Below are 15,102 nucleotides of genomic sequence, written 5' to 3'. Positions count from 1 at the left end.
AACCTGTCATTCGGGCAAAAGGCCGTTGTCCAGTTACGCCGATTGCAGCCCTCGGTGCAAGCGCGACGCACGGGCCGCGCCTTGCTGATCTTAAGGGGCGCTGGCCTGAAGGGCACCGCCCTCACGCACCGGGACGATCCGCGTGGCGCGGCCCGTGCGGTCGTCAGTCTCGATATAGACGCCCGACAGGGTTGCTTCGCCATTGGCGGGAGTAAAACGTTCGCGCGGCATCCCGGTGATGAAACGGCGCAGCGGCTCGGCCTTATCCATGCCGATCACCGAATGATAATCGCCGCACATTCCGGCATCGCTCAGGTAGCCCGTCCCGCCCGGCAGGATCATCGCATCCGCCGTGGGGACATGGGTATGGGTGCCGACCACAAGGCTCGCCCGCCCGTCGCACCAATGGCCCATGGCCATCTTCTCACTCGTGGCTTCGCAGTGCATGTCGACAATGATCGCCTGCGCCATGCCGCCCAAAGGATGGGTTTTTAGCACCGGCTCCAGCGCCGAGAAAGGATCGTCGAAGGGCCGTTTCATAAAGACCTGCCCAAGCGCTTGGGTCACCAGAACCTTCTTGCCGTTCTGCGCCGTGAACAGTTTAGCCCCCTTGCCCGGCGCGGATTTGGAGAAGTTCAGCGGGCGGATTACCCGCGGCTCCTGCTCGATAAAGCTGAGCATGTCTTTCTGGTCGAAAGCGTGATCGCCAAGGGTCAGACAATCGGCCCCAGCATCGAGGAGCGTCTTGGCATGTGCGCCCGAAAGCCCCATGCCGCCGGTCGCATTCTCGCCGTTGACCACAATGAAATCGAGCTTCCAGTCGCGCCGCAGCCGCGCCAGATTTTCGGTGATCGCCCGCCGTCCGGCCCGGCCCATCACATCGCCAAGAAACAAAATCTTCATGCCCTATGGACTAGGACGCGGGCGGCTTGGCGGCAACCCTTATTCCGCTTGGGACGGAGGTTGGCCCGGCGTCACCTCGATCACCCCGGCCTCGGTCACGATCAGATCGAGCGGCGCGTCGGTGTCTTCCAGCGGGATGTCGTCCCACTCCTGCCCCGCGAAAGCAAAGCCAATGGCCAGCGTGGCCCGCCGCGCGCGCAGCATCGCCAGCGTACGGTCATAAAAGCCGCCGCCATAGCCCAGCCGCCCGCCTGCGCGGTTAAAGGCCAAAAGCGGCACGATCACGATCTCAGGCTCGAAAAAGTCGGTTTCAGCGGGGATCATCGCGCCAAAGGTGCCCGGCACCATCGGTGTCTCAGGCATCCATCGGGCAAAGGACAGCGGGTGGTTCGGCTTTTTGATCACCGGCACGCCCACGGGGCCGTGGGCGCAGGCTTCGGCCATGGCGGGGCGTGGATCGATCTCGGTCCGGATCGGCATGAAACCCGACAGAGGCACGCCCCGGTAGCCTGCCAAAACTTCGGAAAGATAGCCCGCCTGCGCCGCATTGGCCTGTTCGAACAAGGGCTTACGGCGGGCAAAGGCCGCCTTGCGCGCCTCTGCCTTGCGCGCCGCGCAATCGCTCACAACAGCACCATAGCGGCAAGGCCGAGGAAGGCGAAAAAGCCCACCACATCCGTCACCGTCGTCACAAATGCGCCAGAGGCGAGCGCCGGGTCCACCCCGAACCGCTCGAGCAAGATCGGGATGCCGGTGCCCGCAAGCCCCGCCACCACGAGGTTGATCACCATCGCCGTGGCGATGACATAGCCCAGCCCCGGCGAGCCGAACCAGAGCACGCCGACGATGCCCATGATCACCGCAAATATCAGCCCGTTGACCAGCCCCACCAAGACCTCACGCCGGATCACCCGCCAAACGTTGGAGCCAGTGAGGTCTTTGGTCGCGATGGCGCGCACCGCCACCGTCAAGCTCTGCGTGCCTGCGTTGCCACCCATGGAGGCCACGATCGGCATCAACACGGCCAGCGCCACGATCTGCGCAATCGCCGCCTCGAATTGCGAGATCACCACGGAGGCCGCAATCGCCGTCACAAGGTTCACCGCAAGCCACGGCAGCCGCTGCTTCGTCGTCTCCGTCACCCGGTCAGAAAGCGACCCCTCACCCACACCCGCCAGACGCAGGATATCTTCTTCGTGTTCTTCGTCGAGAACGGCCATGGCGTCGTCAATGGTGATGACCCCGATAAGCCGCCCCTCCTCGTCGACCACGGGGGCCGAGATCAGGTGGTACTGGTTGAAGGCATAGGCCACATCGCCCTCATCGCGCATGGCGGGGATAATCTGAAAGGTCTCTTCCAGAATATCCGCCAGCCGCGTCTCGCGGCGCGAGCGCATGAGCTTGCCTAAGGTCACATTGCCCACCGGATGCAGGCGCGGGTCGACCATGACGATGTGATAAAACTGATCCGGCAGGTCTTCTTCCTTGGTGGCGCGCAGATGGTCGATGGCTTGGCCCACCGTCCAATGCTCTGGCGCCATGACAACCTCGCGCTGCATCAGACGACCGGCGGAATATTCGGGCCAGTTCAGCGCCTGTTCCACCGCGACGCGGTCGGTCTCTTCCAGCGCGTCGAGAATGGTTTCCTGCTGCGCGTCTTCCAGATCTTCGATCAGGTCGACCACATCGTCGCTGTCCAGCTCGCGCACCGCTTGGGTCAGAACCTGCGGCGTCAGGATGCTGATGACTTCCTCGCGGACCGACTCGTCGAGTTCCGACAGGATTTCCCCGTCGAACTCCTGCCCGTAAAGCCGGATCAAGGCGGCGCGGTCGTCCTCGTCGATCTGCTCAAGAAGGTCGGCGATATCTGCCGCGTGCAGCGGCTCCATTAGTTGGGTCAGATGCGCCTGATCGTTGGCCTCTACCGCCTCAAGGATCGCGGCCACCGCTTTGCGGTCGAGCACATAGGCCTCAGCACGCTCTTCAGGGGAGGCCGCCGGATCCAGCTCTTCGATCTGCTCTGACATCCGCTGCTCTCCGTCTCTGCGCCTTTGTTGAGAACGATAGTATGCGAGCGCCCAAGCCGGTACAACGGCACCAGCGACGCTTCGGTATTGTTCCCCGTCCCGCCCTCACCTAAACCACTGGCATGACAAATCAACGACTCCTTTTGGGCGCGACGCTCACCTATTCCGGCAACCCGATGCAAAGCGCTTGGGAGGATGCCGTGAAGATCGACACCCAGGGCGGTGTGCTGATCGAAAATGGCCGGATCGCCGCCGTCGGCAAGGGGGACGCGCTGCGCGCCGCGCATCCGCAGGCCGAGGTGACACGCTACGCCGATGCGCTGATTTGCCCGGGCTTTGTCGATGCCCATGTGCACTACCCGCAGACCGCGATCATCGCCTCATGGGGCAAGCGGCTGATCGACTGGCTGAACACCTATACTTTCCCCGAAGAGATGCGCCTGTCGGATCCGGCCTACGCGGGCGAGATCGCCGCGCGCTATCTGGACCTGACGCTGGCCCATGGCACCACCACGGTCGCGTCTTATTGCACCATCCACCCCCATAGCGCCGATGCGCTGTTTCAGGCGGCGGCGGAGCGGGGCCAGCGGATCGTCGCGGGCAAGACCTGCATGGACCGCAACGCGCCCGAGGGGCTGCGCGACACGGTGCAATCGGCCTATGACGACAGCAAAGCGCTGATCGAGCGCTGGCATGGCAAGGGCCGCGCGAGCTATGCGATCACGCCGCGTTTCTCGCCCACCTCAACGCCCGAGCAACTCTCGGCCCTCGGTGCGCTTTGGGCGGAGCATCCGAGTTGTCTGATGCAGACCCACCTCAGCGAGCAGACGGATGAGATCGAATGGGTCCGAGACCTGTTCCCAGAGGCGCGCGACTACCTCGATACCTATGAGGCCCACGGCCTGCTGGGCGAACGCGGCCTCTACGGCCATGCGATCCATCTGGAACCGCGTGAGATCGACCGGCTGGCGGAGGTCGGCGGTGCGCTGGTGCATTGCCCGACCTCAAACACCTTCATTGGCTCGGGCCTGTTCGACATGACCGGCCTTGCCGCGCGGGGCATCCCGCTGGCGCTGGCAACGGATACCGGCGGCGGCTCATCCTTTTCGATGCTGCGCACCATGGCGGCGGCCTATGAGGTCGGCCAGCTGCGCGGCACGCCGCTGCATGCGGCACAGCTCATCTGGCTGGCGACCGCAGGCTCGGGCCGCAGCCTGCATCTGCAAGATCATGTGGGTTCACTGGCCGAAGGGATGGAGGCCGACATCACCGTGCTGTCGCTCGCTTCCACCCCCGCCATCGCGCAGCGTCATGCCGCGGCCAAGGATATCTGGGAAAGTCTTTTCGCCACCATCATGATGGGCGACGACCGCGCGATCGCGGATGTTTGGGTCGCGGGCGCACGGCGGGGCTAAGGTCAGCAGGGCGCGCCCAGCACCATGACCCAAACCGCGTCATCGGCCCGCACCAGCCCCATCTCCTCGGCCCGGGCGTCGACCATATTGCGGTAATGCCCCGGCGAGTTGGTCCAGCCGGTCATGACCTCATCGAGCGATTGCTGCCCCTTGGCAATATTCTCGGCCACGAAACACCATTGATAGCCCGCCACCGCCGCGCGGCGGCCAACATCGGTGCCATCGCGGCCTTGGTGGCTGAAATAGTCATGCGTGGCCATGTCGCGGGCGTGGTCCTTTGCCGCCTGTTCCAAACGGCTGTCATAGCTCAGGGGCTGCAACCCCTTCACATCGCGCAGGGCGTTCACCCTGTCCAATCCCATCGGATCGGCCAAAGCGGGCATCCCCGCCAGCATCAGTATCGAGAGTAAAACCGGCTTCATCCAGCCAAGCCTTTCGCCAAATGATTCTGCCGCGCCACCTGAGCGGCCAAGTCGATGGTGATAATCTGACCATCGCGCACCACCTGTCGGCCTTCAACGAAAAGGTCGCGCACCGCCGTGGGACCGGCAAGAAGCAGCGCAGCCGGGTCCCAACTGCCCGCGCTTTGCACGCCCGAAACATCCCAAATCGCCACATCGGCCCGTTTGCCGGGCATCAGGCGCCCGCAGTCAGGCCGCCCCAGCACATCCGCACCGCCCCGCGTGGCCAGTTCCAGCGCCGCGCGCGGGCTCATCGCATCGGCCCCGCGGGCCACCCGCTGCAACAGCATCGCCTGCCGCGCCTCGGCGGCGAGATTGCCGCTGTCGTTGCTGGCGGAGCCATCGACGCCCAGCCCCAGCGGCACGCCTGCGTCCAGCATCGCCCGCACCGGCGCGATGCCCGAGCCGAGGCGACAGTTCGAGCAGGGACAATGCGCAACCCCGGTGCGGGTCCGGGCGAAAAGGTCAATCTCGGCCCCGTCCAACTGCACGCAATGGGCATGCCAAACGTCGTCGCCGAGCCAGCCGAGGCTTTCGGCATATTCCCCCGGGCGGCAGCCGAATTTCTCCTGCGAATAGGCGACATCCTCGGCATTCTCGGCCAGATGGGTGTGCAGCGTCACGCCCTTGTCGCGCGCCAGAAGCGCCGTGTCGCGCATCAGCTCGCGGCTGACCGAAAAGGGCGAACAGGGTGCCAATCCGACGCGGCACATCGCCCCTTCAGCGGGATCGTGAAAGGCGTCGACCACGCGAATGCAGTCTTCCAAAATGGCCGCCTCACGCTCCACCAGTGCATCGGGCGGCAGGCCGCCATCGCTTTCGCCGATGCTCATCGAGCCGCGGGTGGGGTGAAAGCGCAGCCCAAGTTCGGCGGCGGCGTGGATCGTATCCTCCAGCCGCACGCCGTTGGGGTAGAGATAAAGGTGGTCCGAACTCAGGCTACAGCCCGAGAGTGCCAATTCCGCCAGACCGATCTGGGCCGAGACGAACATATGCTCCGGCCCCATGCGCGCCCAGATCGGGTAGAGCCGTTGCAGCCAGCCAAAGAGCAGCGCATCCTGCGCCCCCGGCACGGCGCGGGTCATGCTTTGGTAGAGATGGTGGTGGGTGTTCACGAGACCCGGTGTCACGACACAGCCCTTCGCCTCGACAATCTCACCCTCTGTCCGAAGGCCCTGCCCGATCTCGGCAATCACGCCGTCGCGCAGCAACAGGTCCGCGCTCGCAAGCTCCCGCCGGGTGTCGTCCATCGTGATAAGGTAATCCGCGCCGCGGATGAGGGTCTCTGCCATAGGTCACACTTTCGCTATGCCCGTCTCATGCAAAGCGTGTGTGATCGGTGGAAAACGGGCAAGAGAACCGACCTTCTGCGAGATTTATCGCATCCCGCCGGGGCCGGTCAATCCGAGCTTTCCCGACAATTGAATCAATAGGCGGAAAGGACCGCAAGCGCTTGGGCGTGGATGTCGCGGTTGGCCGCGGCCAGCGCCCTGCCCCCTTCATGCACCGGGTTGCCCTGCCAATCGGTGACGATGCCCCCGGCGGCTTGGATCACCGCAATGGGCGCTTGAATGTCATAGGCGTTCAGCCCCGCCTCGATCACCAGATCGACCTGCCCCGCCGCGACCAGCGCATAGGCATAACAATCCATGCCATAGCGGGTCAGCAACGCCTGCGAGGCGACGGCGCGAAAGGCGCTGCCCTCCTCACTGCTGCCGACCTCGGGGAATGTGGTGAAAACGATGGACTGCCGCAAATCCCGCGCCTCGCGGGTCTGCAAGGGGTGGCTGCCGTGGAGCCCGCTCAACAGCGCGCCATCCGGCGCCCCCTCGAACCGCTCCCCGATATAGGGCTGGTCAATGATGCCATAGAACGGCCCCGAGGCGTCGGAGACCGCGATTAGCACGCCCCAAGTCGGTGTCCCGCTGAGAAAGCCGCGCGTCCCGTCGATGGGGTCGAGCACCCAAGTCAGCCCCGATGTGCCGGGCTGCGCGCCATATTCCTCACCCAGAATACCATCCGCGGGCCGCTCCGCCGCCAAGATATCGCGCATCGCCCGTTCGGCGGCGCGATCGGCCTCCGTCACCGGATCGAAACCCGTGCCGAGCTTGTTGTCGGCCTGCAAACCAAGGCTGCGGAAATAAGGCAGGATGACCTGCCGCGCCGCATCCGCCATCAGATGGGCGACGCGGCGAATATCGGGATCGAAATCGGTGGTGTTCATCATGACAAAGACCTGACAGTTTGCGCCCCTTAGCGCAAGCCTGTCAGAGCCTTAGAGAAGCGTCGATGGGAGACTTCCGGCGCCGATCAGGCCACGTCGCTCAACACGCGGGCCAGTTCGAACAGACGGCGGCGTTGGTTTTCGGGGATGGCGTAGTAAGAGCGCACCAGTTCCATCGCTTCCTTATCGGCCATCAGATCGGCGGGCAGCCCGTCCATCGGCGCCCCCTCCGCGACCTCTTCGTCTTTCAGACCCTCAAAGAAGAAAGACACCGGCACCCCGAGCGCATCGGCGATATCCCACAGCCGAGATGCGCTGACGCGGTTCGCGCCGGTTTCGTATTTCTGTATCTGCTGGAATTTGATCCCAACCAGTTCCGCCAGTTTCTGCTGGGTCATCCCCGTCAGCCAGCGGCGCTGCCGGATACGTTTGCCTACATGTACATCTACCACATGCACCATATTCTCTAATCCTTATAGGGCACATGCGACCGTGCCAATCTCAGTTCCAAACAAGGACGAAGTGTGCCGTCGCCTCGCACGATACCGCAGGGGTTGCGCGAAAGTTCTGCCTCCTATCATAGCGGTTGCGTTGAATTCGGCCAAGAATTTTCACGGGATGGTAAAAATCTGCCCTGTATCGACTGCAACCTCAGGCGGTGCACTGCCCCTCTCTCTCTGCGACCGGCGGGTGTGAAATCCCCAAGTTTCCTTGGGCCTGTCGGTTTCCCGCTCGGCAACCACTGGATGAACGCGAAGAATATCAATCGGTTCCCGTCGGAATGCGTCAAATGCCATCTTTCCGTGTTTGGGGCGGTGGGAATGGCTGCCGCCCGCGCGCGCGCCGCTTGAAATGCATCGGTGCTTTTCCGCCGATCGACCGGTCGCGGCAGCCCCGTCCAAGGCGCGCGCAGGGCAAGCCGACGCCCCGCGCATGCCCCGAACATCCCCACCCGTAAAACCCGCGATTATTGCCGTGTTATCAGCCCGCAAGACACTTGAAATTCGCCCCCTCAGGCCCGATATTCAGACCCAAGAACGTGTCGACCGGGTTTCGACACGCAACTTTGCCAATGGGAGTCACTAAATGGCTGACGTCAATTCAATTCGCTCTGCTGCCGGGTCGCGCGTCTCCGCGATCGACGAGGGTCTGCGCGCTCATATGAACAAGGTGTATGGCACCATGTCCATCGGCATGCTCATCACTTTCGCCGCGGCTTGGGCCATCTCGGGCCTGTCGGTCACCACCGACCCCTCCGCCGCCGTGGCGCAGCTCAGCCAGGATAAATATCTGACGCAATTGGGTTATGCGCTCTATGCCTCGCCGCTGAAATGGGTCGTGATGTTTGCGCCTCTGGCCTTTGTTTTCGGCTTTGGCGCCATGATCAACCGCATGTCCGCCGCCACGGCGCAGGTTGTGTTCTACGCCTTTGCGGCTGTCATGGGCATCTCGATCAGCTCGATCTTTCTGGTCTTCACCGGCTTTTCCATCGCGCAGGTCTTCCTGATCACCTCCATCGCCTTCGCGGGTCTGTCGCTCTGGGGCTACACCACTAAAAAGGACATCTCCGGTTGGGGCAGCTTCCTGATCATGGGTGTGATTGGTCTGGTCGTCGCGTCGATCGTCAACATCTTCCTCGCCTCCTCGGCGCTGATGTTCGCGATCTCGGCGATCGGTGTTCTGATCTTCGCGGGTCTGACCGCCTATGACACCCAGAAGATCAAAACCGAGTATCTGGCCCACGCCCATCACGGCGACACCGAGTGGCTGGGCAAAGCCGCGATCATGGGCGCGCTGAGCCTCTATCTGGACTTCATCAACATGTTCATGATGTTGCTGTCGCTCTTCGGCAACCGCGAGTAATCGCTCTGCCATCTAATGCGAAAGGCCGGCTCCGAAAGGGGCCGGCCTTTTTCTTTGGCACCGCTTATCCAATCGCGCCGAACAGATGCCCGACCCCGGCCGTCACAGCCATCGCCAGCCCGCCCCAAACCACGACGCGCCCGATGGCGGGCCGCTTTGGCGCACCGCCCAGTTGCGCGCCGCCCGCGCCGAGCAGTATCAGCGCCAACAGCGCCACCAAGGCGATGGTCACGCCGCGCAGCCCCGCAGGCGCCAGAACCGCCGCAAACAGAGGCAGACCGCCCCCCAAGGCAAAGGCCAGCGCCGAAGCGCCCGCCGCCTGCAACGGGTCGGCCTGACCGGCGAGGCCGAACATGCCCAACTCTTCGCGCGCATGGGCGCCGAGGGCGTCATGGTCCGTCATCTGGGTGGCGACCTCTAGGGCCAGGTCGCTTTGCACGCCCCGGTTCTCCAGCCCTTCGGCCAGTTCGCTGAGTTCATAGTCCGGGTCTTCGATCAGGGCGACGCGCTCGCGCTCCAGATCGGCCTTCTCCACATCCGCCTGCGCCGAGACCGAGACATATTCCCCCGCCGCCATCGACAGCGCCCCGGCGGTGAGGCCCGCAAGCCCCGTCAGCAGGACATTGCCCTGCGTCATGCCCGCCGCGCTCACCCCGACCAGCAGGCTGGCCGAGGAGACGATACCATCGTTGGCCCCCAGAACGGCGGCGCGCAGCCAGTTGCTGCGGTTGATGAAGTGACCTTCTTTGGGCATCTGACCCGCCTTGCGTCTACTGCGGCTGATACACCAACAGATGCGCCGGGAAAATGACCGGCCTGTCGCCGCCCACACCGGTAAAGCCGACACTGCCGGTGGGCTCCGCCCGGCTCAACGGTGCGCAGGCCCCCAGTGTCAGCAGCAAGATCACGGCAGTCGATTTGGCAAACATGGCATTCCCCCGGCAGTTCCTTCAGGTATCCCCCGTTCCGCCCCGCCGCGCAAGGCGTCGGGGCGGAGGAGGATCAGACGGTGATCGGCTGCATCACCTGCGGCTCTACAACATCGACGCCCGGAAGCCCGTCGATCAGCGTCTGCGCCGATTGCTCCAACGCGTCGAAGGTGCGGTAGTGGCAGGGAATGACGGTCTTGAAATCGAAATAGCGTTTGGCGGCATAGGCGGCCTGCGCCATGTCCATCGTGAAATGCCCGCCCGCTGAGAGGATACCGATATCGGGTTTGTGATAGTCGCCCATCCAATCCATATCCGCCATGATCGCCGTATCACCGGAGTGATAGATCGTATGCCCCTCGCCCGAGATCATGAAGCCGGTCTCCATCCCGGTGTAGATCGGCCCGTTCTCGCCCTCTACCGATGAGGAATGCGAGGCCGGTACCATCGTGATCGCCACCTCGCCCGCGCGGATCGTCCCGCCTTTGTTGAAGCCCGTGGTCTGCTGTACGCCTTTGCTTTCCAGCCAGCCCATCAGCTCGACCATCCCCGCGACCGGGGCATTGGTGCGGCTGGCGATGTCAGCGATATCTGCCGTGTGGTCGAAATGGCCATGGGTCACGAGGATCTGTGTGGCGCCTTTGATCGCATCGGCATGGTGCGCGTCGTCCAGCATGGGGTTGTCTTTGAGCCAAGGGTCGATCAGCAAGACTTGGTCTTCGATCTCAATGCGGAATGAGCCGTGGCCGAGCCAGATGATGTTCATGGGGGTCCTCCTGATTGCGGTGGGTCTAACATCAGATTTGACCCTATGCTGCGCGGAATCAAGTAACCCCCGAACATGCCACTTTGGCCCGGAATCAAAGGCGCATGCCCGCCGGGCCGCGCCGGAGCGGCCCGACGGGCTGGCGCTTGCGCAACCCGGACGCCATCCCGACATCACCGAATACCGCCGTAGCCATGAATTGCCCAACTGCCTCGGATCAAGCACCATCCCCCGGCCTGGCGCCGCCCGGCTCCGTTCCGAGCCTCTCAAACCCTTGCGAGGCCCGCCCCCAAACGGTAGAGGAGCCTCAAAGAGATGGAGATGTTCATGTCGATCGACGAAAACACCGCCGCACGCGTGGCGAAACTGGCCCGGATCAAGGTTGAACCCGACGCGCTTCCGGCGCTGGCGGAAGAGTTCAACACCATCCTCGGCTTTATCGAACAGCTGTCCGAGGTGGATGTCGACGGCGTCGAGCCGATGACCTCCGTGACCCCGCAGCGGCTCAAGCGGCGCGAGGACGTGGTCACCGATGGCGACCAGCAGGGCCGCGTGCTGGCCAATGCCCCCGATGCCCGTGAAGGGTTCTTTGCCGTGCCAAAGGTGGTGGAATAATGACCGATCTGAACAAACTGAGCCTCGCCGAGGCCCGCGATGCCCTGCGCAAGGGTGAGACCACCTCGAAAGACCTGACCGAGGCCTGCATCCAAGCCATCGACGGCGCCGGCGCGCTGAACGCCTTCGTGCACCGCACGCCCGAGATCGCGATGGAACAGGCCGCCGAGGCCGACGCCCGCATCAAACAGGGCGACGCGCCGGCCATGTGCGGCCTGCCCATCGGCATCAAAGACCTCTTCTGCACCAAGGGCGTGCCGAGCCAAGCGGGCAGCCGCATCCTCGAAGGCTTTCTACCCGAGTATGAAAGCACCGTGAGCCAAAAGCTGCGCGACAGCGGCGCGGTGATGCTGGGCAAGCTCAACATGGACGAGTTCGCCATGGGCTCGTCGAACGAAACTTCGGTCTACGGCAACGCGGTGAACCCGTGGCGGCGCGAAGGCGACACGGCGGAACTGACGCCGGGCGGTTCCTCGGGCGGCTCTGCCGCCGCCGTGGCAGCCGACCTCTGCCTTGCCGCCACCGGCACCGACACCGGCGGCTCGATCCGCCAGCCCGCCGCCTTCACCGGCACCGTGGGGATCAAGCCGACCTATGGCCGCTGCTCCCGCTGGGGCATCGTCGCCTTCGCCTCCTCGCTCGACCAAGCTGGGCCGATGACCAAGACAGTGCGCGACGCGGCCATCATGTTGGAGGCCATGTGCGGCCACGACGCCAAGGACAGCACCAGCGCCGATCTGGCCGTGCCGGACTTCGAGGCGGCGCTGACCGGCGACATTCGCGGCAAGAAGATCGGCATTCCGCGCGAATATCGCATGGATGGCATGCCCGAGGAAATCGAGAAGCTCTGGCAAGACGGCATCGCCATGATGAAGGACGCGGGCGCCGAGATCGTCGACATCTCGCTGCCGCACACGAAATACGCCCTGCCCGCCTATTACGTCATCGCGCCCGCCGAGGCGTCGTCGAACCTCGCGCGCTATGACGGCGTGCGCTTTGGCCACCGCGCCAAGCTCGACCACGGCGACGGCATCACCGAGATGTACGAAAAGACCCGCGCCGAGGGCTTCGGCCATGAGGTTCAGCGCCGGGTGATGGTCGGCACCTATGTGCTCTCCGCCGGTTTCTACGACGCCTATTACAACCGCGCCCGCAAGGTCCGCACGCTGATCAAGAAGGACTTCGAAGACGTCTTCGCCCAAGGCATCGACAGCATCCTGACCCCGGCGACCCCTTCCGCCGCCTTCGGTCTGGGCGAGATGAAGGACGCCGATCCGGTGGCGATGTATCTCAACGATGTCTTCACCGTGACGGTGAACCTCGCCGGCCTGCCCGGCGTGGCGCTGCCCACCGGGCAAAGCAGCACGGGTCTGCCGCTGGGTCTGCAACTGATCGGGCGCCCGTGGGAAGAGGCAGACCTGCTGTCCTCCGCCTATGCGCTGGAGAAGGCCGCCGGTTTTGTGGCCAAGCCCGAGAAATGGTGGTAAGCCGCAGAGCGGTGAACAAGAGGCGAGAGCGGGTCAGATGATCACACGGACACTTCTAGCGATGACGGCAGGCGGTCTTTTGGCAGCCTGCCAACCGGCGATCCCCGATTCCGGGAACATCAACACCGGGCGCGGTGTCGGTTTTGGCGACGGCAGTTTCGAGGCCGAGCAGCGCGCGCGCGATGCCGCCCTGGCGGGCGACGGCAGCTACATGCCCGCCGCCTCGGAGGTGACCGCCCAGCCTTTGGATGACGGCTCTCCCGAAGCGACGGCGGCGGAAACCGCCCGCGTTCTCGCCGCGACCCGTCCGGGCGGGGCCAGCAACGGTCTGGGCAATGACGCGGCCACCAACTCGGGCGTGGCCCCGGTGAACGCCAGCCCGTCGAACCCGCCCCCCGCCGCAGTCAACGCCGTTGGCATCTCGAACGAGAACAACTTTGACGCCGTATCGGGCCAGCGCAGCATTCAAGACGACGCCGCCCGCGTGGCCGCGAACCGCGCGCAATATGAGGTCGTCCAACCCGAGGCCCTGCCCGAACGCCGCAATGTCGGCCCGAATATCGTTGCCTACGCGCTGCAAACCAATCAGTCGGTCGGTCAGCAGATTTATAGCCGCATCGGTTTCAACAAGGCCCGCAAGTTCGAACGCGCCTGCGCCCAATACAGCCACGCCGACCAAGCGCAGATCGCCTTTCTTGAGGCCGGTGGCCCCGAGAAAGACCGCCTTGGCATGGACCCCGATGGCGATGGTTTCGCCTGCGACTGGGACCCCACCCCCTTCCGCCGGGCTGCACAGGGCTGACAGATGTCTGCCGCGCCTGATGTGACGGCGCATCCCTCGCCCAATTGCGGCCCGCGGCGCGACGGGCTGCGCCCCCGGCTGATCGTCTTGCACTATACCGCCATGACCAGCGCCCAAGCGGCGTTGGAACGGCTGTGCGCCCCCTCCGCCGAAGTCTCGGCCCATTACCTGATCTCTGGAGGTGGAGAGGTCATTCAGATGGTCGAGGAAGAGCAACGCGCCTGGCATGCGGGCGCGGGCGAATGGGCGGGGTTGGAGGACATCAACTCACGCTCCATCGGGATCGAGCTGGACAACCGCGGCGACCACCCGTTTTCCGAGCCACAGATGCAGGCGCTGGAAACCCTCCTGCCCGGCATCATGGCACGCCACGCCATCCCGCCCGAAGGGGTGATCGGCCATTCCTGCATGGCACCGGGCCGCAAGATCGACCCCGGCCCCCGATTCGATTGGGCCCGGCTAGCACAGCGCGGGCTGGCGCTTCCTGCGGGCGATGCCCCCCTTTCTGACAGCGTAACCACCGAAACCTTCCGCGCTGCCGCGCAGGCCACAGGCTTCACCGCGCCTTGCGACGATGACACGCTGCTAGACGCCGTGCGGATGCGTTTCAGGCCATGGGCGCGCGGCCCTCTCACCCCCGCAGACCTCGCTGCCCTGCCCGCCCCCATTGACGCGCCGCGCGGCGGCGTCTAGGGCGGGGCTGCGCGGAAGGCTGGATGGCCGCTGCGTCGACTCGCGGTCGCATGACCGGCGCCCACTCCTGTCACACGCATGTGTGACATTCGTGGCGTCGCTTTTGTGAGGCAAAGCGACGTAGAGGAAAGTCCGGACTCCAAGAAGAAACGGTGCCGGGTAACGCCCGGGCGGGGCAACCCGACGGAAAGCGCCACAGAAATGAAACCGCCCTTCGGTCCGGCCTTGCCGGATCAGCCGAAGGGTAAGGGTGAAACGGTGGGGTAAGAGCCCACCGCGGGGCTGGCAACAGCCCCGGCATGGCAAGCCCCACCGGGAGCAATGCCAAATAGGGACCGCGCGCCGATGATCCTCGGGTCAAAGGCGGGGCTCTTCTGCCCCAGCAGGTCCGGGTTGGCAGCTATAGCCGCATCGGCAACGGTGCGGTCAGAGGAATGGTCATCGCCTGTTTTCGGACAGGTACAAAATCCGGCTTATAGGCCTTCCGCGCATATTTCTGCTCTTTCGAGGCTGAAAGGCAGGTTTTTCGACGAAACCGGCGTCTTTCGGCACCGGGCGGGCAAATAGCGGTTGACTCGGGCGCGGGTCTGACTAGAACCCGAAATTCAGAATTCACGCAGGCCTGCGCGGCGCTGCAGCAGGAGAAGACACATGGCGAAGCCAACCACGATCAAGATCCGCCTGAACTCGTCCGCGGGCACAGGCCATTTCTACGTGACCAAGAAAAACGCACGCACCATGACCGAAAAGATGGTCATCAAGAAGTACGACCCCGTTGCGCGCAAGCACGTGGAATACAAAGAAGGCAAGATCAAGTAAGATCGCCTGACTTTTGAGTTTCAAAGGGCCACGCGATTTCGCGTGGCCTTTTGCGTTGTGCAGGGCTGGATCGCGCCCGACCCGGGGCCGATGGCCGT

At 64.2% G+C, this 15,102-nt stretch carries 17 protein-coding genes and 1 other RNA gene; 8 read left to right on the top strand and 10 right to left on the bottom strand.

The window, feature by feature from the left end:
* Positions 1–90: 90 nt before the first annotated feature.
* From ACGYLX_RS02055 to mgtE, 3 genes are read right to left on the bottom strand one after another with little or no spacing between them, the layout of a single operon-like run.
* Positions 91–903, bottom strand: a complete 813-nt coding sequence (locus ACGYLX_RS02055) for a TIGR00282 family metallophosphoesterase (protein WP_067267593.1) — start codon at positions 901–903, stop codon at positions 91–93.
* Positions 904–942: 39 nt separating this feature from the next.
* A complete protein-coding gene (locus tag ACGYLX_RS02050; RefSeq protein ID WP_394447073.1) occupies positions 943–1,530 on the bottom strand; it encodes a 5-formyltetrahydrofolate cyclo-ligase in 588 nt (195 codons plus the stop codon).
* The gene (gene mgtE / locus ACGYLX_RS02045; protein ID WP_271687952.1) at positions 1,527–2,930 is read right to left on the bottom strand and encodes a magnesium transporter; all 1,404 of its coding nucleotides are present in this window, start codon (positions 2,928–2,930) and stop codon (positions 1,527–1,529) included. The genes ACGYLX_RS02050 and mgtE overlap by 4 nt, the downstream gene beginning before the upstream one ends.
* Before the next feature lie 122 nt (positions 2,931–3,052).
* On the opposite strand from mgtE, the gene guaD reads away from it, so the two are divergent.
* Complete coding sequence (guaD, locus tag ACGYLX_RS02040) at positions 3,053–4,345, top strand: guanine deaminase (RefSeq protein ID WP_394447071.1); 1,293 nt, start codon at positions 3,053–3,055, stop codon at positions 4,343–4,345.
* A gap of 2 nt (positions 4,346–4,347) precedes the next feature.
* On the opposite strand, the gene ACGYLX_RS02035 is transcribed toward guaD, so the two are convergent.
* The 4 genes from ACGYLX_RS02035 to ACGYLX_RS02020 form a co-directional block, all read right to left on the bottom strand.
* Complete coding sequence (locus ACGYLX_RS02035; protein ID WP_394410040.1) at positions 4,348–4,767, bottom strand: CAP domain-containing protein; 420 nt, start codon at positions 4,765–4,767, stop codon at positions 4,348–4,350.
* Positions 4,764–6,098, bottom strand: a complete 1,335-nt coding sequence (locus tag ACGYLX_RS02030) for an 8-oxoguanine deaminase (protein ID WP_394447069.1) — start codon at positions 6,096–6,098, stop codon at positions 4,764–4,766. Before ACGYLX_RS02030 ends, ACGYLX_RS02035 begins: the two co-directional genes overlap by 4 nt.
* Before the next feature lie 134 nt (positions 6,099–6,232).
* Positions 6,233–7,033, bottom strand: coding sequence for a histidinol-phosphatase (gene hisN, locus ACGYLX_RS02025; RefSeq protein WP_394447067.1), 801 nt, complete (start codon positions 7,031–7,033; stop codon positions 6,233–6,235).
* Positions 7,034–7,116: 83 nt separating this feature from the next.
* Positions 7,117–7,491: a helix-turn-helix domain-containing protein gene (locus tag ACGYLX_RS02020; protein WP_168612238.1), complete on the bottom strand. Its 375-nt coding sequence runs from the start codon at positions 7,489–7,491 to the stop codon at positions 7,117–7,119.
* A 625-nt stretch (positions 7,492–8,116) separates the two neighbouring features.
* Here ACGYLX_RS02020 and ACGYLX_RS02015 point away from each other — a divergent pair.
* On the top strand, positions 8,117–8,893 hold the full coding sequence (locus tag ACGYLX_RS02015; protein ID WP_394447065.1) for a Bax inhibitor-1 family protein: 777 nt from the start codon (positions 8,117–8,119) through the stop codon (positions 8,891–8,893).
* 64 nt (positions 8,894–8,957) lie between these two features.
* Here ACGYLX_RS02015 and ACGYLX_RS02010 read toward each other — a convergent pair whose 3' ends face one another.
* The 3 genes from ACGYLX_RS02010 to ACGYLX_RS02000 all read right to left on the bottom strand — a co-directional run bounded on the left by ACGYLX_RS02010 (position 8,958) and on the right by ACGYLX_RS02000 (position 10,588).
* The gene (locus ACGYLX_RS02010) at positions 8,958–9,647 is read right to left on the bottom strand and encodes a VIT family protein (RefSeq protein WP_067267575.1); all 690 of its coding nucleotides are present in this window, start codon (positions 9,645–9,647) and stop codon (positions 8,958–8,960) included.
* 16 nt (positions 9,648–9,663) lie between these two features.
* Positions 9,664–9,822 (bottom strand): hypothetical protein, encoded by a 159-nt coding sequence (locus ACGYLX_RS02005; protein WP_156505794.1) that lies wholly within the window; start codon positions 9,820–9,822, stop codon positions 9,664–9,666.
* A gap of 73 nt (positions 9,823–9,895) precedes the next feature.
* Positions 9,896–10,588: a metal-dependent hydrolase gene (locus tag ACGYLX_RS02000; protein ID WP_394410049.1), complete on the bottom strand. Its 693-nt coding sequence runs from the start codon at positions 10,586–10,588 to the stop codon at positions 9,896–9,898.
* 327 nt (positions 10,589–10,915) lie between these two features.
* Between ACGYLX_RS02000 and gatC the strand changes: the two genes are divergently transcribed.
* The 6 genes from gatC (at position 10,916) to rpmG (ending at position 15,004) form a co-directional block, all read left to right on the top strand.
* Positions 10,916–11,203, top strand: coding sequence for an Asp-tRNA(Asn)/Glu-tRNA(Gln) amidotransferase subunit GatC (gene gatC / locus ACGYLX_RS01995; RefSeq protein ID WP_394447063.1), 288 nt, complete (start codon positions 10,916–10,918; stop codon positions 11,201–11,203).
* Positions 11,203–12,690: an Asp-tRNA(Asn)/Glu-tRNA(Gln) amidotransferase subunit GatA gene (gene gatA / locus ACGYLX_RS01990; RefSeq protein WP_394447062.1), complete on the top strand. Its 1,488-nt coding sequence runs from the start codon at positions 11,203–11,205 to the stop codon at positions 12,688–12,690. The genes gatC and gatA overlap by 1 nt, the downstream gene beginning before the upstream one ends.
* 37 nt (positions 12,691–12,727) lie before the next feature.
* Entirely contained in the window at positions 12,728–13,492 is a 765-nt protein-coding gene (locus tag ACGYLX_RS01985; RefSeq protein WP_394447060.1) for a hypothetical protein, read from the top strand.
* 3 nt (positions 13,493–13,495) lie between these two features.
* Positions 13,496–14,185, top strand: coding sequence for an N-acetylmuramoyl-L-alanine amidase (locus ACGYLX_RS01980; RefSeq protein WP_394447058.1), 690 nt, complete (start codon positions 13,496–13,498; stop codon positions 14,183–14,185).
* An 11-nt stretch (positions 14,186–14,196) separates the two neighbouring features.
* Positions 14,197–14,677: RNase P RNA component class A (gene rnpB, locus ACGYLX_RS01975), an RNA gene on the top strand.
* Positions 14,678–14,836: 159 nt separating this feature from the next.
* Positions 14,837–15,004 carry a 50S ribosomal protein L33 gene (rpmG, locus tag ACGYLX_RS01970; protein WP_007119221.1) on the top strand — a complete coding sequence of 56 codons (168 nt, stop codon included), beginning with the start codon at positions 14,837–14,839 and terminating at the stop codon, positions 15,002–15,004.
* The last annotated feature ends 98 nt before the right edge of the window (positions 15,005–15,102 follow it).

The organism is Sulfitobacter sp. 1A13496 (genome assembly GCF_043557225.1).
In the GTDB taxonomy this organism is placed as follows: domain Bacteria; phylum Pseudomonadota; class Alphaproteobacteria; order Rhodobacterales; family Rhodobacteraceae; genus Sulfitobacter; species Sulfitobacter faviae.
The sequence above is the reverse complement of the archived record's forward strand: the minus strand, read 5'-3'. Positions and strand labels throughout refer to the sequence as shown.